At 75.1% G+C, this 20,031-nt stretch carries 9 protein-coding genes; 5 read left to right on the top strand and 4 right to left on the bottom strand.

Features of this window, described 5'->3' with window-relative positions:
• The first annotated feature begins 6 nt into the window (after positions 1-6).
• Entirely contained in the window at positions 7-7,341 is a 7,335-nt protein-coding gene (locus ACFVGO_RS37010; protein ID WP_380636526.1) for an SDR family NAD(P)-dependent oxidoreductase, read from the top strand.
• Between the two features lie 25 nt (positions 7,342-7,366).
• Here the strand turns inward: ACFVGO_RS37010 and ACFVGO_RS37015 are convergent, their stop codons facing one another.
• From ACFVGO_RS37015 to ACFVGO_RS37030, 4 genes are all read right to left on the bottom strand, one after another.
• Positions 7,367-8,005, bottom strand: coding sequence for a response regulator transcription factor (locus ACFVGO_RS37015; protein ID WP_359905253.1), 639 nt, complete (start codon positions 8,003-8,005; stop codon positions 7,367-7,369).
• On the bottom strand, positions 8,002-9,237 hold the full coding sequence (locus ACFVGO_RS37020; RefSeq protein WP_380636530.1) for a sensor histidine kinase: 1,236 nt from the start codon (positions 9,235-9,237) through the stop codon (positions 8,002-8,004). Before ACFVGO_RS37020 ends, ACFVGO_RS37015 begins: the two co-directional genes overlap by 4 nt.
• A 111-nt stretch (positions 9,238-9,348) precedes the next feature.
• Positions 9,349-10,077 (bottom strand): ABC transporter permease, encoded by a 729-nt coding sequence (locus ACFVGO_RS37025; RefSeq protein WP_359905274.1) that lies wholly within the window; start codon positions 10,075-10,077, stop codon positions 9,349-9,351.
• Positions 10,078-10,131: 54 nt separating this feature from the next.
• The gene (locus tag ACFVGO_RS37030; RefSeq protein WP_380350912.1) at positions 10,132-11,049 is read right to left on the bottom strand and encodes an ABC transporter ATP-binding protein; all 918 of its coding nucleotides are present in this window, start codon (positions 11,047-11,049) and stop codon (positions 10,132-10,134) included.
• 263 nt (positions 11,050-11,312) lie between these two features.
• On the opposite strand from ACFVGO_RS37030, the gene ACFVGO_RS37035 reads away from it, so the two are divergent.
• From ACFVGO_RS37035 to ACFVGO_RS37050, 4 genes are all read left to right on the top strand, one after another.
• Positions 11,313-12,551 (top strand): cytochrome P450, encoded by a 1,239-nt coding sequence (locus ACFVGO_RS37035; protein ID WP_359915578.1) that lies wholly within the window; start codon positions 11,313-11,315, stop codon positions 12,549-12,551.
• Positions 12,552-12,652: 101 nt separating this feature from the next.
• Complete coding sequence (locus ACFVGO_RS37040) at positions 12,653-13,660, top strand: ATP-binding cassette domain-containing protein (RefSeq protein ID WP_359915576.1); 1,008 nt, start codon at positions 12,653-12,655, stop codon at positions 13,658-13,660.
• Positions 13,660-14,496: an ABC transporter permease gene (locus ACFVGO_RS37045; protein ID WP_380350910.1), complete on the top strand. Its 837-nt coding sequence runs from the start codon at positions 13,660-13,662 to the stop codon at positions 14,494-14,496. The genes ACFVGO_RS37040 and ACFVGO_RS37045 overlap by 1 nt, the downstream gene beginning before the upstream one ends.
• Before the next feature lie 307 nt (positions 14,497-14,803).
• Positions 14,804-20,031 (top strand): beta-ketoacyl synthase N-terminal-like domain-containing protein (locus tag ACFVGO_RS37050; RefSeq protein ID WP_380636535.1); only part of this gene is annotated, 5,228 nt, incomplete at its 3' end.

Below are 20,031 nucleotides of genomic sequence, written 5' to 3' on the forward strand. Positions count from 1 at the left end.
GAGGGCGTGGACGCGCTGGTGGCCGAGCTGGCCGGGCTGGGTGCCCGGGTGACGGTCGCCGCCTGCGACGCCGCCGACCGGGCGGCGCTGGCGGCCGTGCTCGACGCGATCCCGGCCGAGCTCCCGCTGACCGGCGTGGTGCACGCGGCCGGCGTCGGCCAGGCGACCTTGCTGATGGACACCGCCGCCGAGGAGATCACCGCCGTGCTCGGCGGGAAGGCCGACGGCGCGGCGCACCTGGACGAGCTGACCGCCGGGCTGGACCTGGAACTGTTCGTCGTCTTCTCCTCGATCTCGGCCACCTGGGGCTCCGGTGCCCAGGCCGTCTACGGCGCCGCCAACGCCTACCTGGAGGCGCTGGTCGAACAGCGCCGGGCGGCCGACCGGGCCGCGCTGGCCGTCGCCTGGGGCCCGTGGGCGGAGGCCGGCATGGCCGTGCAGGGGGAGTCGGAGGACTTCCTGCGCCGCCGCGGGCTCGCCCTGCTGGACCCGGCCCTCGCCGTGGGGGCGCTCGCCGAGGCCGTCGCCGGGGGCGAGGCCTGCGTGGCGGTGGCGGACGTCCGCTGGGAGCGCTTCGCCCCCGCGTTCACGGCCAGCCGCCGCCGTCCGCTGATCGAGGACCTGCCCGAGGTGCTCCGGGCCCTGGAAGCCCCGGCCGCCGAGCCGGTCGAGGGCGCCTCCCCGCTGGCCGGGAAGCTCGCCGCGCTGCCGCCCGCCGAGCAGGAACGGACCCTGCTCGACCTGGTCCGGCGGCTGGCGGCGGCCGTGCTCGGCCACCGCGAGGCGGGCGACGTCCCGCCGGAGGTCCCGTTCAAGGGCCTCGGCTTCGACTCGCTCACCGCGCTCGAACTGCGCAACGCCCTGGCCGCCGAGACCGGGCTGCGGCTCTCCGCCACCCTGGTCTTCGACCACCCCACGCCGCGCGAACTGGCCGCCCAGCTGCGCGGCGAGCTGCTCGGCACCGCGGCGGCGACCGAGACCGTGCGGGCCGAGGCCACCGCCCTGGAGGAGCCGATCGCGATCGTCGCGATGAGCTGCCGCTACCCCGGCGGGGTCGAGAACCCCGAACAGCTCTGGCGGCTGGTCGCCGACCGGGTGGACGCGGTCTCCGGGCTGCCTGGAGACCGCGGCTGGCCGCCGCTCGGCGCGCCCTCCGGCGAGGCGGGCGCGGACGCCACCTGGGCCGGCGGATTCCTGTCCGGCGTCGCCGACTTCGACCCGGCGCTGTTCGCCATCTCCCCGCGCGAGGCGCTGGCCATGGACCCCCAGCAGCGGCTGCTGCTGGAGACCGTCTGGGAGGCGTTCGAACGGGCCGGGGTGGACGCGCGCTCGCTGCGCGGCAGCCGCACCGGCGTGTTCATCGGCACCAACGGCCAGGACTACGCGGCGCTGCTCTCCGGCCCCTCCGACAGCGAGGGGCACCGGGGCACCGGCACCGCGGCCGCCGTGCTCTCCGGCCGGATCTCGTACGTGTTCGGGCTGGAGGGCCCGGCCATGACGGTGGACACCGCCTGCTCCGCCTCGCTGGTCGCCCTGCACTCGGCAGCCGAGGCGCTGCGCCGCGGCGAGTGCACCCTGGCCCTCGCGGGCGGTGCCACGGTGATGGCGACCCCGTCGGCCTTCGTGGAGTTCAGCCGCCAGCTGGGCCTGGCCGCCGACGGCCGGTGCAAGGCCTTCGCCGCCGCGGCCGACGGCACCGGCTGGGGCGAGGGCGTCGGCATCCTGCTGCTGGAGCGGCTGTCCGACGCCCGGCGCAACGGCCACCGGGTGCTCGGCATCGTGCGCGGCAGCGCGGTCAACCAGGACGGCGCCTCGAACGGTCTGACGGCGCCGAACGGCCCCTCGCAGGAGCGGGTGATCCGGCAGGCGCTGGCCAACGCCGGGCTGTCGGCCGCCGAGGTGGACGCCGTGGAGGCGCACGGCACCGGCACCCGCCTCGGGGATCCGATCGAGGCGAAGGCCCTGCTGGCCACCTACGGGCAGGGCCGGGACGGGGAGCCGCTCTGGCTGGGCTCGATCAAGTCCAACATCGGCCACACCCAGGCCGCCGCCGGCATCGCCGGGATCATCAAGATGGTCATGGCGATGCGGTACGGCACGCTTCCGGCGACCCTGCACGTGGACGGGCCCACCCCGCACGTCGACTGGTCCACCGGGTCGGTCGAACTGCTGACCGAGGCCCGGCCGTGGCCGCGGGCCGAACGGCCGCGCCGCACCGGCGTCTCCTCGTTCGGGATGAGCGGCACCAACGTCCACGTCATCATCGAGCAGGGCGAGCCCGCCCCGGCCGAGCCCGCCGGGCGTCGGCCGCACGGTCCGCTGCCCTGGCCGCTGTCCGGGCAGACCCCGGCGGCGCTGCGGGCCCAGGCCGCCCGGCTGGGCGAGCACCTGACGGACCGCCCGGAGGACGGGCCGGCCGAGGTGGCCCGGGCCCTGTCCGGGCGGACGGCGCTGGCGCACCGCGCGGTGGTGGTCGGCGCGGACCGGGCCGAGCAGGACCGGGAGCTGGCGGCGCTGGCCGCCGGCGAGCCCGGCGCGGGCGCGGTCGCCGGTACGGTCGCCGAGGGGCGGACGGCGTTCCTGTTCACGGGGCAGGGTGCGCAGCGGGTCGGGATGGGCCGGGAGTTGTACGAGGCCTTCCCCGCCTTCGCGGCGGCCTTCGACGCGGTCTGCGCCGAGCTGGACCTGCTGCTGGACCGGCCGGTGAAGGACGTGGTGTTCGAGGGCGTCGAGGATCTGGACCGGACGGTGTGGGCGCAGGCCGGGCTGTTCGCGGTCGAGGTCGCCTCGTACCGGCTGCTCGAATCCTGGGGCGTGACACCCGACTTCCTGCTCGGGCATTCGATCGGCGAGGTGGCGGCCGCTCACGTCGCCGGGGTGTTCCCGCTGGCGGACGCGTGCGCCCTGGTGGCGGCGCGCGGCCGGCTGATGGACGCGCTGCCGAGCGGCGGGGCGATGCTGGCGGTCGAGGCCACCGAGGCCGAGGTCCGCGAGGCGATCGGCGAGCGGCTGGACATCGCGGCCGTCAACGGGCCGACCTCGGTGGTGGTCTCCGGGCCGGTCGAGGCGGTGGAGGAGCTGGCCGGGCGGTGGAAGGCCGAGGGGCGCCGGATTCGCAGGCTGACCGTCTCGCACGCGTTCCACTCGGCGCTGATGGAGCCGATGCTCGCCGAATTCTCGGCCGTCCTGGCGGAGTTGACCTTCGCCGAGCCGCGCATCCCGCTGCTGTCCAACGTCAGCGGGACGCTCGCCGAACCCGGGCTGCTCACCACCCCCGACTACTGGCTGCGGCAGGTCCGCGAGGCCGTCCGCTTCGCCGACGGCGTCACCCGCCTCGGCGAGCACGGCGTGACCCGCCTCCTGGAGCTGGGCCCCGACGGCGTGCTCTGCGGGCTGGCCCAGCAGACCCTCCCCGACGCCGTGCTCGCCCCGCTCCAGCGGGCCGGGCGGGACCAGGTGGACACGCTCTGGCGCGGCCTCGGCCGGCTCTGGACGGCCGGTGCCCAGGTCGACTGGGCGGCGGTCCTGCCGGCCGGTCCGCACGCGGAACTGCCCACCTACGCCTTCCAGCGCGAGCGCTACTGGCCCCGGCCGGTCGCCGGGGCCGGCGACGTCGCGGCGCTCGGGCAACTGCCCGCCGGGCACCCGCTGCTGGGCGCCGTCCTGGCCCTGGCCGGGGACGGCGGCGCGGTGCTGACCGGACGGCTCTCCACGGCGAGCCACCCGTGGCTGGCCGACCACGCGGTGCTGGGCCGGACCGTGGTGCCCGGCACCGCGCTGGTCGAACTCGCGCTGCGGGCCGGCGAGCAGGTCGGCCGTACGGTGCTGGACGAACTGGTGGTGCGGTCCCCGCTCGCCCTCCCCGAACGGGGCGAGGCCCACGTCCAGGTCCGGGTGACCGCGCCCGACGACGGCGGCGACTGCCGGCTGGAGATCCACGCCCGGCCCGACACCGGTGACCGGACGCCCTGGACCTGCCACGCCACCGGCCTGCTGACCGAGGCCGCACCGGCCGAGCCCTTCGAGTTGGCGGCCTGGCCGCCGCCGGCCGCCGAGCCGGTGCCGCTGGACGGCTTCTACGACACCCTGGCCGACAGCGGCTACGGCTACGGGCCGGCCTTCCGCGGCCTGCGCGCCGTCTGGCGGGCCGAGGACGCGGTCTACGCCGAGGTCGCGCTGCCCGAGGAGGCGGCGGACGAGGCCGCCGGCTTCGCCCTGCACCCGGCGCTGCTGGACGCGGCGCTGCACGCCGTCGGCTTCGCCGGCGGGAGCGAGGTCGAGGGCACCGCCCTGCCGTTCGCCTGGACCGGCGTGCGGGTGGACGCGGTGGGCGCCTCGGTGCTGCGGGCGCGGATCACCCGGACCGCCGAGGGCGTCGCGCTGCGGCTGGCCGACGGCGCCGGAAGCCCGGTGGCCACCGTGCGTTCGCTGGTGATGCGCGAGGTGTCCCCGGAGGCGCTCGGCGCCACCGCCGACGCCGGACCGGACGCGCTGTTCGCGGTGGACTGGCGGCCGCTGCCCCCGGCGGCCGGTGCGGCCGAGCCGGACCTGACCGCGTGGGCCGCGGTCGGCGAGACGGCCCCCGAGGGCGGGCCGGCCCGCCGCCACACCGACCTGGCGGCCCTGGTCGCCGCCCTGGAACAGGGCGCGGCCGTACCGCCGGTGACCGTCCTGGCCGTCTCCGCCGGCGCAGCCGGTGTTGACGGTGCGCTCGGGGCCGGGGCCGTGCACGCGGCGACCGCCCGGGTGCTCGGCGAGGTACGGGCCTGGCTGGCCGAGGAGCGGTTCGCCGACTCCCGGCTGGTGGTGCTCACCCGCGGGGCGACCCCGGCCGGGTCCGGCACCGGTGGCGAGGCCGACCCGGCCGGCGCCGCCGTGTGGGGACTGGTCCGCTCCGCGCAGACCGAGAACCCGGACCGGATCGTGCTGGTGGACGTCGAACCGCAGGGCGGCGCGGCCGACCCGTGGGCCGGCTGGCCCGCGCTGGTGGGCGGCGAGGAGCCCCAACTCGCGGTCCGCGGCGGCGACATCAGGGTGCCGCGACTGGTCCGGGAGGCCACCGTCGCCCGGCTGACCCCGCCGGAGCCCGCGGGCGCCTGGCGGCTCGGCCTCGCGGGGCGGGGCGCCGGACTGGAGGACGTGGCGCTGGTGCCCGCGCCGGACGCCGACGCGCCGCTGGGCGCGGACGAGGTCCGGGTCGCGGTGCGCTCGGCGGGCGTCAACTTCCGGGACGTGCTGATCGGTCTGGGCATGTACCCGGACCGGACGGCCGCGATGGGCTCCGAGGCCGCCGGCGTCGTGCTGGAGGTCGGCGCCGGAGTGACCGACCTCGCCCCGGGCGAGCGGGTCTTCGGCTTCTTCGCCGGTGGCGCGGCCGTCCGGGCCGTCACCGACCGGCGGCTGCTGGCCCGCGTCCCGCAGGGCTGGTCCTTCGCCCAGGCCGCCTCCGTGCCGCTGGTGTTCGCCACCGCCTACTACGGGCTGCGCGACCTGGCCGACGCGCAGCGGGGCGAATCGGTGCTGGTGCACGCCGCGGCCGGCGGCGTCGGCATGGCGGCCGTCCAACTCGCCCGCCACTTCGGCCTGGAGGTGTTCGGCACCGCCAGCCCGGGCAAGTGGCGCACGCTGCGGGAACTGGGGCTGGACGAGGCACACATCGCCTCCTCCCGCGACCTCGCCTTCGAGGAGCGGTTCCGCACCGCGACCGGCGGGCGCGGGGTCGACCTGGTGCTGAACTCGCTGGCCGGGGAGTTCACCGACGCCTCGCTGCGGCTGCTGGCCGAGGGCGGGCGCTTCCTGGAGATGGGCAAGACCGACGTCCGGCAGCCGGCCGGCGTCCAGTACCGGGCCTTCGACCTCGGCGACGCCGGACCGGCCCGGATGGGCGGCATCCTGCACGAGGTGATCGAGCTGTTCGAGGCCGGTGCGCTGCGGATGCTGCCGATCACCGCCTGGGACGTCCGGGACGCGGTCGGCGCCTTCCGGCACGTCAGCCAGGCCCGGCACGTCGGCAAGAACGTGCTGACGCTGCCGGTGGAGCCGGACCCCGAGGGCACGGTGCTGATCACCGGTGGCACCGGGACGCTGGGCGGGCTGCTGGCCCGGCACCTGGCGGCCGTGCACGGGGTGCGCCACCTGACCCTGCTGAGCCGCCGGGGCGCGGACGGCCCGGACGTGCGGGAACTCCTCGCCGAGCTGGGCGAGTCGGGCGCCCGGGCGGAGGTCGTCGCCTGCGACGCGGCCGACCGCACCGCCCTGGCCCGGGTGCTCGACGGCCTCTCCCGTCCGCTGACGGGCGTGGTGCACGCCGCCGGCGTGCTGGACGACGGGGTGTTCGGCACCCTGACGCCGGAGCGCCTCTCCCGGGTGCTGCGCCCGAAGGTGGACGCGGCGCTCAACCTGCACGAGCTGACGGCGCACCTCGACCTGTCGATGTTCGTGCTGTACTCCTCGGTGTCGGGCACCTTCGGCTCCGGCGGGCAGGCCAACTACGCGGCCGCGAACGCCTTCCTGGACGCCCTGGCCGCCCGGCGGACGGCCTCCGGCCAGGCCGGCCAGTCGCTGGCCTGGGGCCTGTGGGAGCAGGCCAGCGGGCTCACCGGCCACCTCGGGAAGGTCGACCAGGCCCGGGCCGGCAGCCTCAGCGCGCCGCTGTCCACCGCCCGGGCGCTCGCCCTGTTCGACCGGGCGCGCACCACGGGCCGCTCCCACCTGGTGCCGGTCGACATCGACCTGGGCGTGCTGCGCGCCGCCGCCCACCCGGTGCCCGCGCTGCTGCGGGCGCTGGTGGGCCAACCGGTCCGCCGGGCCGCCGACAACCGGCGCCCGGACGGCCCGGCGCTGGCCGAGCGGCTGGCCGTGATGGCCGACGCCCAGCGCGACGCGGCCCTGCTGGACCTGGTCACCGGGAACGCCGCGGTGGTCCTCGGACACGGCTCGACGGACGCCGTCGCGGCCGACCGGCCGTTCAAGGACCTCGGGTTCGACTCGCTGACCTCGGTCGAGCTGCGCAACCGGCTGAACACCGCCACCGGCCTGCGGCTGCCCCCGACCCTGGTCTTCGACCACCCGACCCCGGCCGCGCTCGCCCGCCACCTGCGGGAGAGCCTGCTGCCGCAGGCCGACCCGGTGGAGGACCTGCTCGGCCGGCTGGCCGGGATGGAGGCCGACCTGGTCGCGCTGGCCGGGGCGGAACGGGCCGGGGCCCGCGCCAGGCTGGAGCAGCTGCTCGACCGGCTGCGGGACGCCGACGGGCCGCGGCCGGAGCACGACGACAGCGACCTGGAGTCCGCGACGGCCGAGGACATCTTCGCCCTGATCGACGACGAGCTGGGGAGCTGACGGCGGGCCGGCGGGGCGTTCCGGGTCAGGTCACCAGACCGCGCCGGAACGCCTCGCCGACCGCGCCCGCCCGGTCGCGGACCCCGAGCTTGTCGTAGATCCGCAGCAGGTGCGTCTTGACGCTGGCCTCGGTGATGAACAGCTTGCCGGCGACCTCCTTGTTGGAGGAGCCGTGGGCGACCAGCCGCATCACCTCCAGCTCACGGGCGCTCAGCACGCCGAGGCTGGGCCGGCGCACCCGGTCCATCAGCCGTTTGGTGATGGCGGGGGAGAGCATCGCGTCGCCCCGGGCCGCGACCCGGGCCGCGCGCAGCAGCTCCTCGGTGGGCGCGTCCTTCAGCAGGTAGCCGGTGGCGCCGGCCTCGATCGCGGGCAGCACGTCGTTGTCGGTGTCGAAGGTGGTCAGCACCAGCACCCGCACCCCGGGCGCGCTCTCGCCGAGCCGGTGGATCGCGGTGACACCGTCCATCACCGGCATGCGCAGGTCCATCAGCACCAGGTCGGGCTTCAGTTCGGCGACCCGGTCGAGCGCCTCGGCGCCGTTGCCGGCCTCGCCGACGACCTCGAACTCCGGGCTGTCGGCGAACGCGCCGCGCAGGCCGTCCCGGACGATCGGGTGGTCGTCGACGATCAGCAGCCTTACGGGGGCGGACTGTTCGCTCATGCGGTGCCGCCCCGGCGGATCGCGGGCACGCTCGCGTTCACCGCGGTGCCCGAGCCCGGGGCGCTCTCCACGGTCAGTGTCCCGAGCACCCGGTCGAGCCGTCGGCGCAGGCCGTCCAGCCCGTACCCGCTGTCGCCGTCGGCGGGCGGCGGCCCGTCGAGGTCGGTCACGGTGAAGCCGACCCCGTCGTCGTGAACGTCCAGCATGACCGTGTCCTCCAGGTAGGAAATGGTCAGTCTGACCTTACTGGCAGCGGCGTGCTTCGCGATGTTCGCCAGGGTCTCCTGGGCGGCGCGGAACAGGGCGACCTCGATCTCCGTCAGCAGCGGGACGGGATCACCGGTGGTCTCCACCGAGGCCGGCACGTCCGCCCGCGCCGACCAGCGCTGGGCCAGCTCCCGGATCGCGTTCGGCAGGTGCGCCTCCTCCAGTTCCGCCGGCCGCAGCGCGGCCACCGACCGCCGGGCCGCCGTGAGGCTCTCCCGGGCCAGCCCCCGGGCCTGTTCGAGGTGCCACTCGCGCTGCTCGGACTGCGGCCGGGCCCGGTCGGCGGCCTGGAGCTGGGTGATGATGCCGGCCAGCCCCTGGGCGATGGTGTCGTGGATCTCCCGGGCCATCCGCTGGCGTTCGTCCTGGATGCCCGCCTCCCGGGCCTGGATCAGCAGTTGGGCGTGCAGGCCGTTGTTCTCGCCGATCACCGTCTTCAACTCCGTGACCAGCCGGCAGCGTTCCTCGTTGCGCTCGTTGAAGCGGTGCGACAGGTTGCCGAACAGGCCGATCAGGCAGGTCTGGAGGCAGACCGAGGCGGCCGCGATGGCGATCCGCCGGGAGCTGTCCGGCACCCCGCCGGGGATCAGGTTGATGATCAGCGAGGTGGCGCCGACGCTGACGAAGGCCCACTGCGGCGGGAGCAGGTCGTAGGCCTGGACGAACCCGATCACGGCGAACACGAAGAAGATCGGGTGCTGGGTCATCAGCAGTGCGGCCAGCACCAGCTGGCCCGCCACGTACGTCAGCATCGGGCCGGTGCGGCCCGTCCACTGCGGCGACCGCAGGGTGTACATCGCCAGCGTCCACGCGGCGGTCACCAGGACCAGCGGGAAGACCGTGACCCGTGCGGTGGCCGCCCCCTCCTCCGGCTGCACGACGCACAGCACGGTGGACACGCCCAGCAGCACGACGGGCAGCGGGGTGAGGAAGCGGCGCAGGTTGATCGGTTCGTCGCTCTTCATGGTGCTGCTCCTCGGCCCCCGCTGCTTCCCCGGCTCCCGCCCCGCCGCGACCGCCCGTGACCGCGGACCTCCAGCCTAGGCCTACTCCCGGCGCGGACGTCCGGCCCGGGCCTACTCCCAGCGGAAGAGCCGTGCGGCCAGGACACCGAAGACCACCGTGTAGCCGACGAGGACCAACAGGGCGGTGGTGCCCGGAAGGTGACCCTTGGCCACGTCGCCGAAGGCCTGGACGGAGGCGCCGAGCGGGGTGAAGTCACCGATCCGGTTGACCGCGGCGGGCATCTGGTCGCGGGGCACGTACAGGCCCGCGAAGAACATCAGCGGGAAGAACAGCATGCTGCCCGCGCCGGTGGCGGCCTTGGTGGTCTTGAGCACCGAGGCGACGAACAGCCCGATGGACAGCACCGCGGTGGCCGAGAGCAGGAAGGTCAGCACGAAGCCGAGCGGGTTGCTCGGCAGCTTGACGTCCCACAGCAGGCGCGCGGTCGCGAGCACCAGAACGGTGGTGGCGATCGCCACGGTGATCTGGACCACCAACTGGGCGATCAGCACCCGGGCCGGGCCCACCGGCGTGGTCGACAGCCGGCGCAGGATGCCCTTCTCCCGGTAGCCCACCAGGTAGCCCGGGGTGATGAACAGACCGGTCATCGCGAAGGCCAGCACCACGGTGACGGGCGTGTAGGAGTCGATGGCGCGCTGGCCGATCTCGGCCTTGAACTCGCGGGAGGACGGGATGCTGCCGATGATCACCACCAGGACGACCGGGAAGAGCAGCGTCCAGAAGTACGCGGCCGGGTCTCGCAGGAAGAGCTTGAACTCCACGGCCGTGAGCCGGTTCATCGCCCGCACGGGGGTTCTCCTTCTAGGGGTCGGGGGTCGGCTACGGGCCGGGGATCAGTGGGAGGGGTGGTCGAACCGGCGGCCGGTCAGGGCGAGGAACGCGTCCTCCAGGCTGGCCAGCTCCGCGCGCAGGTCGGCCGCGACGATCTGGTTGCGGGCGAGCGCCGAGGTGACGGCGTACACCAGGTTGCCGGTGCCGGTGACCTCCACCTGGGAGCCGTGCCGCTGGACCGAGGTCACCTCGGGCAGCGAGGTCAGGATGTGGTCGTCGAGCGGGGAGGTCGGGCGGAAGCGCACCTTCTGCTCGGCGCCCACCCCGGCCACCAGGCCGGCGGGGGTGTCCAGCGCGACGATCCGGCCGCCGTCGATCAGGGCCAGCCGGTCGCAGAGCCGCTCGGCCTCCTCCATGAAGTGGGTGACCAGGACGACGGTGATGCCCCGGGCGCGGACCTGCTCGATCAGCTCCCAGGTGTCCCGCCGGGCCGCCGGGTCCAGACCGGTGGTCAGCTCGTCCAGCACGGCCACCTTCGGGTTGCCGACCAGCGCCAGCGCGATGGACAGCCGCTGCTTCTGGCCGCCGGACAGGCTGGCGAACGGACTGTTCATCTTGTCCAGCAGGTTCAGCTCGGCGAGCAGCTCCCGCCAGTCCGCGTGGTCGTCGTAGAAGGAGGCGTACAGCTCCATCGCCTCGGCGACCCGCAGCTTGTCCGGCATCTCGCTCTTCTGCAGCTGCATGCCCAGGATGCGGTGCAGCTTGGCGGCGTCGTGCTGGGGGTCCAGGCCGTGCACCGAGATGCTCCCGCCGTCGGGCTTGCGCAGCCCGGCGATGCACTCGACCGTCGTGGTCTTCCCGGCGCCGTTGGGGCCGAGGATGCCGAAGATCTCCCCCTCCTGCACCTCGAACGAGATGTCGTCGACGACGACCTTCTGGCCGTACTGCATCCGCAGGTTCGAAACGACGATCGCTGGCACGGTCTTGGTCTCCGTTCTCCGAGGTCCCACCAGTGTCCGGCCCGCACCGCCGCGCCCGGATCGACCTGGTGATATCCGTCCGGTGGAACTTCCCGCGATCGAACGGTTGACACCCGGACCCGCCCCGCGCGGCCCCGGACGTCGCGACCGGCTCCCGGGCCCGGCCCCTAAACACCTGCCCGGGCCCCGGATAGGGGTGTCGGCCCTGTTACGGCCGTGTCTACGCTCGGCCCCATTCGCGGAGGCTGAAGGGGCACGGGACGATGGAGTCGAGTGAGCGGCAACTCCGGGCGCAGATGCGCTTCTTCCACGACCTGGTGCGCAAGCTCGCCGCCCAGGGCGATCCCTACGCGAAGGTGCTGAGCGCGCCGGACAACCCCTACCCCGCGTACGAGGAGATCCGGGCGCGGGGCCGGGTCTACCGCAGCCCGCTGGGCACCTGGGTCACCACCGACCACGAACTCGCCAACCAGGTGCTGCGGGACAAGCGCTTCGGCGTGCGCAGGGCCGACGGCGAGAAGGTGCCGGAGTTCATGAACTTCGACAACTCCATGCTCGGCCTCGACCCGCCGGACCACACCCGGCTGCGCCGGATGACCATGCCCACCCTCAACCCGCGCGTCGTCGAGCGCTGGCGCGGCCGGGCCGAGGAGATCTGCCACCGGCTGATCGACGACATCCTGGCCCAGGGCGACCGGTTCGACCTGATGACCGCCTTCGCCCACCACCTGCCGACCGCGGTGATCGGCGACCTGGTCGGCATCCCCGAGGAGGACCGGGAGCACTTCCACCACCTCAGCCGGGAGATCGTCCCGCTGCTGGACGGCGTGGTCACCTACGAGAAGGCGCGCAGCGTGGACGCCGCCATCGCCGGGATGACCGAGCTGTTCACCCGGATCGTCGAGCAGCGCCGGGTCGAGCCGCGCGAGGACATGATCAGCCGGATGCTGCCGCTGGTCGACGAGGGCAGCCTGAGCATGGACGAACTGCTGCCGCTGTGCATGTTCCTGCCGCTGGCCGGCACCGAGACCACCGTCAACCTGATCGGCAACGGCATCCTGGCGCTGCTGCGCCACCCCGAGCAGTGGCGGATGGTGGCCGAGGACCCGGAACTGGCCCAGAACGTGGTCAACGAGACGCTGCGCCACGACCCGCCGGTGCAGACCTACCGGCGGATCGCCCACGAGCCGGTCGAGCTGGGCGGTGTCGTGCTGCCCGTCGACAGCGAGCTGGCGATCGTGGCCGCCGGGGCCAACCGGGACCCGCAGGTCTTCCCCGACCCCGCCCGCTTCGACATCACCCGGGTCAGCCGCAACGACACCCTGGCGTTCTCGGCCGGCATCCACTACTGCCTGGGCGCGCCGCTGGCCAGGTTCGAGGCCGAGGTGGCCTACCGGACCCTCATCTCCCGGATGCCCGGGCTGCGGCAGGCCGGGCCGGTGCGCCGGCGGGGCTCCTTCATCATTCGCGGCCTGCGGGAGTTCCCGCTGTCGGCGAGCTGACCCGGCGTCGGCGCACGGCTCCCCGGCGCGGGTCGGCCGCGACCGCACCACGACCGCGTACGGCGCGACCCGCGCACACGGCACTTCCCAGTGGAGGGATCATGGCGGACCCGATCATCCTCGCCGAAGGACTGCACAAGCACTTCGGCGAGGTCCACGCCCTACGAGGGCTCGACCTCGCCGTCCCGGCCGGGACGGTCTGCGGGGTGCTCGGCCCCAACGGCGCCGGCAAGACCACCGCGGTGAACATCCTCGCGACCCTGATGGACCCGGACGCCGGGCACGCCCGGATCGCCGGGCTGGACGTGGTCCGCGAGGCCGACCGGGTGCGCTCGGTGATCGGCCTGGCCGGGCAGTTCGCCGCGGTGGACGAGAAGCTGACCGGCCGCGGCAACCTGCGGATGTTCGGCCGGCTCTACCACCTGCCCCGTCGGCAGGTGCACCAGCGGGCCGACGAACTCCTGGAGCGCTTCGGCCTGATGGAGGCGGCCGACCGGCAGGTGCGCGGCTACTCCGGCGGCATGCGCCGCCGGCTCGACCTCGTCGCCAGCCTGATCCTGCGCCCCCAGGTGCTCTTCCTGGACGAGCCGACCACCGGCCTCGACCCGCGCAGCCGCGGCGAGATCTGGGACTGCGTGCGGGAGCTCGTCGCCGAGGGAACCACCGTGCTGCTCACCACCCAGTACCTGGACGAGGCCGACCAACTGGCCGACGACATCGCGGTGGTGGACTACGGCCGGGTGATCGCCGACGGCACCCCCGACCAACTCAAGTCGACGATCGGCAACCGCTTCGACGTGGTCGTCGAGGACCCGGCGCTGCTGCCGCAGGCCTCCGCCGTGCTGCACCGGCTGACCGGGGCCGAGCCGACCGGGACCGGCGAGAACAGCCTGAGCGTGCCGTCCGCGGACGGCACCGTGCGGGTCTCCGCACTCGTCCGGGAGCTGGACCGGGCGGGGATCGAGGTCGCCGACGTCAGCCTGCGCCGCCCCACCCTCGACGAGGTGTTCCTGCGCCTGACCGACCGCTCGGCCCCGGCCGACACCGAAACCGACGGCGACGCCCCGGCCGGCGCCCGAGCCGACGACAGAGTCAAGGACCACGCCTGATGACCGTCCAGAGCACCCCCGTTGCCCGCCGGACCCCGGTGACCCGCCTGCGCTGGGCCCTGTCGGACGGCTTCGTCCTCGTCGGGCGCGAGTTCAGCCGGCTGCGCCAGGAGCCCGGCTCACTGATCGCCGCCCTGATCTTCCCCGCCGTGATGGTGCTGCTGTTCGGCTACGTCTTCGGCAGCGCCATCCGGATTCCGGGCGGCGGTGACTACCGCGCCTACCTGATGCCCGGGCTGTTCGCCATGGTGACGGCCAGTTCGGTGGTGGCGGTGATCGAGAGGGTCGCCGCCGACGTCTCGCGCGGACTGATGAGCCGGTTCCGCTCGATGCCGATGTCGCGGGTCGCGGTCGCCTTCGGGCACACCGCCTCCGACATGGTCGGCGGCCTGCTCAGCGTGGCCATCATGGCGGTGGCCGGCCTGCTGGTCGGCTGGCGCGCCTCCGACGGGCTGCTGAACGCCCTGGCCGGCTTCGGGCTGCTGGTGCTGATGCGCTACGCGCTCAGCTGGGTCGGCTGCTTCTTCGGCCTGAAGGTCCCCAACGAGCAGATGGCGCAGCAGCTCACGCTGCTCGTGATGCCGGTGACCATGCTGTCGAACGCCTTCGTGCCGACCGACGGGATGCCCGCCTGGCTGCGGTTCATCGCCGAGTGGAACCCGCTCAGCGCCCTGACCGCCGGCTGCCGCGAGCTGTTCGGCAACCCGGGGACGGTGACCGGCTCGCACGCCTGGCCGGTGGACCACCCGGTGGCCGCGACGCTGCTGTGGTCGGTGGGCCTCCTGGTGGTCTTCGTGCCGCTGTCGGTGCGCTCGTTCCAGCGCAAGAACCGCTGACCCGGCGAACCCCGCACCGCCCGGTGGGAATCCCCGGGACCGGGGTCCCCGGCCGGAAGTCCCCGGACCGGCACCCCTAACTGTGGGGCCGGTACCGGGGGCCGGCATCCGCCCTGCTTAGGGGTTGGTGCCGGTCGGTTCGCTCCCTAAGCTCGCGGATGACGCGCCATCGGGTACGCCGGGGAATTCCACCCGGCGGACCGCGGTGGCCCTTGCGAAACGCCAATCCGCCCAGGTCGACGGGTGGGCAATTCCACCCGTGAATTCCGTTCGGCTATTTCCGGCGCATTACGTGTTGAGGTGTCCCATGCCTGAGGTCCATGCCGATGACGCTGCCATCGCCGTCGTAGGACTCGCCTGCCGACTGCCGGGCGCCGCGACCCCGCGGGCCTTCTGGAAGCTGCTGTGCGACGGCGTGGAAGCGATCGGTGACGTCCCCCTCGACCGGGGCGACCTCGCCGAGCGGGACGTCCCGCGCCGCGGCGGCTTCCTCGACCGGATCGACGGGTTCGACCCGGGCTTCTTCGGCATCTCGCCGCGCGAGGCCACCGCCATGGACCCGCAGCAGCGGCTCATGCTGGAGCTGAGCTGGGAGGCGCTGGAGGACGCCCGGATCGTGCCGGACGCCCTGCGCGGCAGCCGGACCGGCGTCTTCGTCGGCGTGATGGCCTCCGACTACGCCACCCTCGCCCAGCGCGGCGGCACCGCGCAGATCGGCCCGCACTCGCTGGCCGGCCTGCAGCGCGGCCTGATCGCCAACCGGGTCTCCTACGCCGTCGGCCTGCGCGGCCCCAGCATGACCGTCGACGCCGGACAGTCCTCCTCCCTGGTCGCGGTGCACGTCGCCGCCGACAGCCTGCGGCGCGGCGAGGCCACCCTCGCCCTGGCCGGCGGCGTGCACCTGATCGCGGCCCCGGAGAGCACCGTCGGCGCGGCCCGCTTCGGCGCGCTCTCCCCGGACGGCCGCTGCTACACCTTCGACGAGCGCGCCAACGGCTACGTCCGCGGCGAGGGCGGCGTGGTCGTCGCCCTCAAGACCGTCGCCCGGGCCGTCGCCGACGGCGACCGGATCTATGCCGTCATCCGCGGCAGCGCCGTCAACAACGACGGCGGCGGCGACAGCCTGACCACCCCCAGCCGCGACGCCCAGGCCGACGTGCTCGGCGCCGCCTACCGGCGCGCCGGGATCGCCCCCGACGCGGTGCGCTACGTCGAACTGCACGGCACCGGCACGGCCGTCGGCGACCCGGTCGAGGCGGCGGCCCTCGGCGCCGTCCTCGGCGCCGGCCGCACCCCCGACGCCGCGCTGCGGGTCGGCTCCGCCAAGACCAACATCGGCCACCTCGAAGGCGCCGCCGGCGCGGCCGGCCTGCTCAAGGCCGTCCTGTCGGTGGCCAACCGGCAGCTCCCGCCGAGCCTCAACTTCGAACGGCCCAACCCGCGCATCCCCCTGGACGACCTCGGCCTGCGGGTGCAGACCGCCCTCGAACCCTGGCCCGAGGGCCCGCGGATCGCGGGTGTCAGCTCCTTCGGCATGGGCGGCACCAACTGCCACGTCGTGCTCACGGAGTGGCCCGGCCGGGCCGAGGACCCGCGCGAGCGGACCGCCGACGCCGACGCGCCGGTGCTCTGGCCGCTGTCGGGCCGCACCGAGGACGCGCTGCGCGAGCAGGCCGCCCGGCTGCGCGCCCACCTGGAGGCCACCCCCGCCGCCGACCCGGCCGACATCGGCCACTCGCTGGCCACCACCCGCGCGGCCTTCGGCCACCGGGCCGCCGTGCTCGGCCGCGGCCGGGACGAACTGCTGCGCCGCCTCGGCTCGCTGGCCGCCGGCGAGCCGGTGCGCGGGGTGGTCTCGGGGGAGACGGACGAGGGGCGGACGGCCTTCCTGTTCACCGGGCAGGGCTCGCAGCGGGTCGGCATGGGCCGGGGCCTGTACGAGGCCCACCCCGCCTTCGCGACCGCTTTCGACGAGCTGTGCGCGGAGCTCGACCCGCTGCTCGGTGGATCGGTCCGCGGCGTGGTGTTCGAGGGCGTCGAGGATCTGGACCGTACGGTGTGGGCGCAGGCCGGGTTGTTCGCGGTCGAGGTGGCGTCGTTCCGGCTGCTCGAATCCTGGGGCGTGGCACCGGAGTTCCTGCTCGGGCACTCGATCGGTGAGATCGCGGCCGCCCATGTGGCGGGCGTGTTCTCGCTGGCGGACGCGTGCGCCCTGGTGGCGGCGCGCGGTCGGCTGATGGACGCGCTGCCGAGCGGTGGGGCGATGCTGGCGGTGCAGGCCGCCGAGGCGGAGGTGCGTTCGGAGATCGGTGACCGGCTCGATGTCGCGGCCGTCAACGGCCCGACCTCGGTGGTGGTTTCGGGTCCGGTCGAGGTGGTCGAGGAGTTCGCGGCCCGCTGGAAGGCCGAGGGCCGCAAGACCAGCCGGCTGACGGTCTCGCACGCCTTCCACTCGGCCCTGATGGAGCCGATGCTCACCGAATTCGCCTCCGTGCTGGCGGAGTTGACCTTCGCCGAGCCGCGGATCCCGGTCGTCTCCAACCTGACCGGCGGGATCGCCGAGCCCGGCCTGCTCACCACCCCCGACTACTGGGTCCGGCAGGTCCGCGAGGCCGTCCGCTTCGCCGACGGCGTCGAGACCCTGCACCGCGAGGGCGTCACCCGCTTCCTCGAAGTCGGCCCGGACGGCGTGCTCTGCGCGATGGCCCGGCAGGCCGGCGCCCAGGGCCTGCTGGCCCCGGCCCTGCGCCAGGACCGCGACGACGCGGAGACCCTGCTCGGCGCCGTCGCCCGGCTGTACACCGCCGGCGCGCCGCTGGACTGGGACGCCCTCTTCGCGGGCCACGCCCCCCGACCGGTCGACCTGCCCACCTACGCCTTCCAGCGCCGCCGCTTCTGGCTGGACGCGGCCGCCCGTCCGGCCGTCGAACCCGCACCTGCCGCGCCGGCCCCGGTCGAGGCCCCGACCGGGCCCGCCGCCGAGCGGCGGGACGAGCGGGCGCTGCTGCACCAGATCCGCGCCCAGGTCGCCGCCGTCCTCGACTACGAGACCCCCGGCGACGTGGACGCCCGGCTCACCTTCCGCGACCTGGGCTTCGACTCGCTCACCGCCGTGGAACTGCGCGACCGCCTCGCCGCGGCCACCCGGCTGCGGCTGCCGGACTCCCTGGTCTTCGACCACCCGACCCCGCTGCGCCTGGCCGAGCACCTGTCCGGCCTGCTCTACGGCGAGCCCGCCGCCGTCGCGCCCGCGACGCCCGCCCCCGGCGCCGTGAGCGACGAGCCGATCGCGATCGTCGCGATGAGCTGCCGCTACGCGGGCGGCATCGACACCCCCGAGGCCCTGTGGCAGGCGGTCCTCGACGGCCGCGACCTGGTCAGCGCCTTCCCCGAGGACCGCGGCTGGGACATCGCGGGCGTCTACGCCGACGAGGGCCGCAACCCGACCGGCACGCTCACCCCCGCCGGGGCGTTCCTGACCGACGCGACCCGCTTCGACGCGGCGTTCTTCGGCATCTCCCCGCGCGAGGCCCTCGCCATGGACCCGCAGCAGCGGCTCCTGCTGGAGACCGCCTGGGAGACCGTCGAGCGCCTCGGCGTCGACCCGGCCGTGCTGCGCGGCAGCCGCACCGGCGTGTTCGTCGGCGCCACCGCCCAGGACTACGGCCCCCGGCTGCACCAGGCCCCGGCCGACCTCGAAGGCCACCTGCTGACCGGCAACACCGCGAGCGTCGCCTCCGGCCGGATCGCCTACGTGCTCGGCCTGGAGGGCCCGGCGGTCACCGTCGACACGGCCTGCTCCTCCTCGCTGGTCGCCCTGCACCTCGCCGCCCAGTCGCTGCGCCTCGGCGAGTGCGACATGGCCCTGGCCGGCGGCGCCACCGTGCTGGCGACGCCCGGCATGTTCATCGAGTTCAGCAAGCAGCAGGGCCTGTCGGCCGACGGCCGCTGCAAGGCCTTCGCCGAGGGCGCCGACGGCACCGGCTGGGGCGAGGGCGTGGGCCTGCTGGCCCTGGAACGGCTCTCCGACGCCGAGCGGCTGGGCCACCCGGTGCTCGCGGTGATCCGCGGCAGCGCCATCAACCAGGACGGCGCCTCCAACGGCCTCGCCGCGCCCAACGGCCCCTCCCAGGAGCGGGTGATCCGCCAGGCGCTGGCCGGCGCCGGACTCGCCGCCGCCGACGTGGACGCCGTCGAGGCGCACGGCACCGGCACCGCCCTCGGCGACCCGATCGAGGCCCAGGCGCTGCTGGCCACCTACGGCCGGGACCGCGACGGCGAGCCGCTCTGGCTCGGCTCGGTGAAGACCAACATCGGGCACACCCAGGCCGCCGCCGGCGTCGCCGGGATCATCAAGATGGTGCAGGCGATGCGGCACGGCACGCTGCCGCGCACCCTGCACGCGGACACCCCCTCCAGCCGGGTGGACTGGAGCGCCGGCGGCGTCCGGCTGCTGACCGAGGCCCGGGACTGGCCCGAGCGCGGACGTCCGCGCCGCGCCGCGGTCTCCTCCTTCGGCATCAGCGGCACCAACGCCCACATGATCGTCGAGAGCGTGCCGCAGGACGCCCCGGCGGCCCCCGCCGCCACCGGGACCGGCCCGCTGCCGTTCCCGCTCTCCGCCCACGGCGACGCCGCGCTGCGCGCCCAGGCCGCCCGGCTGGCCGAGGCCGTCCGCACCGGCGCCGCGCCGGCCGCCGCCGCGTCCCTCGCCGACCTCGGCCTGTCGCTGACCGCCCGGGCCGCCTTCGACCGGCGCGCCGTGGTGGTCGCCGCCGACCGCGAGCAGCTGCTGGCCGGCCTGGACGCGCTGACCCGGGACCTGCCCGCCGCCAACCTGACCACCGGCACGGCCGGCGCCCCCGACGGCCCCGTGTTCGTCTTCCCCGGCCAGGGCTCCCAGTGGGAGGGCATGGCCGCCGAGCTGTACGCCTCCTCCGAGGTCTTCCGCGCCGAGCTCACCGCGTGCGCCGAGGCCCTCGCCCCGCACACCGACTGGTCGCTGATCGACGTGCTGCACGGCGCCCCCGGCGCCCCCTCGCTGGAGCGCGTCGACGTGGTGCAGCCCGCGCTGTTCGCCGTGATGGTGTCGCTGGCGAAGCTCTGGCGGCACTCCGGCGTCGTCCCCGCCGCCGTGATCGGCCACTCCCAGGGCGAGATCGCCGCCGCGCACGTCGCCGGCGGCCTCACCCTGGCCGACGCCGCCCGGATCGTCGCCCTGCGCAGCCGCTACCTTCGCGCCATCGCGGGCACCGGGGGCATGGCGTCGATCCCGCTGCCGACCGCCGAGGTCGAGGCGCGCATCGCCCGCTTCGACGGCCGGATCACCGTCGCCGCGCACAACGGTCCGTCCGCCACCGTGGTCGCGGGGGAGGCCGAGGCCCTCGACGAGTTCGTCGCCCGGTGCCAGGCCCAGGACGTCCGCGCCCGGCTCGTCCCGGTCGACTACGCCTCGCACTCGCCGGCCGTCGACCCGCTGCGCGAGGAACTGGCCGAGGCCCTCGCCGGGATCGAGCCGCGCGAAGGCCACACGGC

Origin of the sequence: Kitasatospora sp. NPDC057738 (assembly GCF_042798815.1) — a bacterium.
In the GTDB taxonomy this organism is placed as follows: Bacteria; Actinomycetota; Actinomycetes; order Streptomycetales; family Streptomycetaceae; genus Kitasatospora; species Kitasatospora lactacystinica.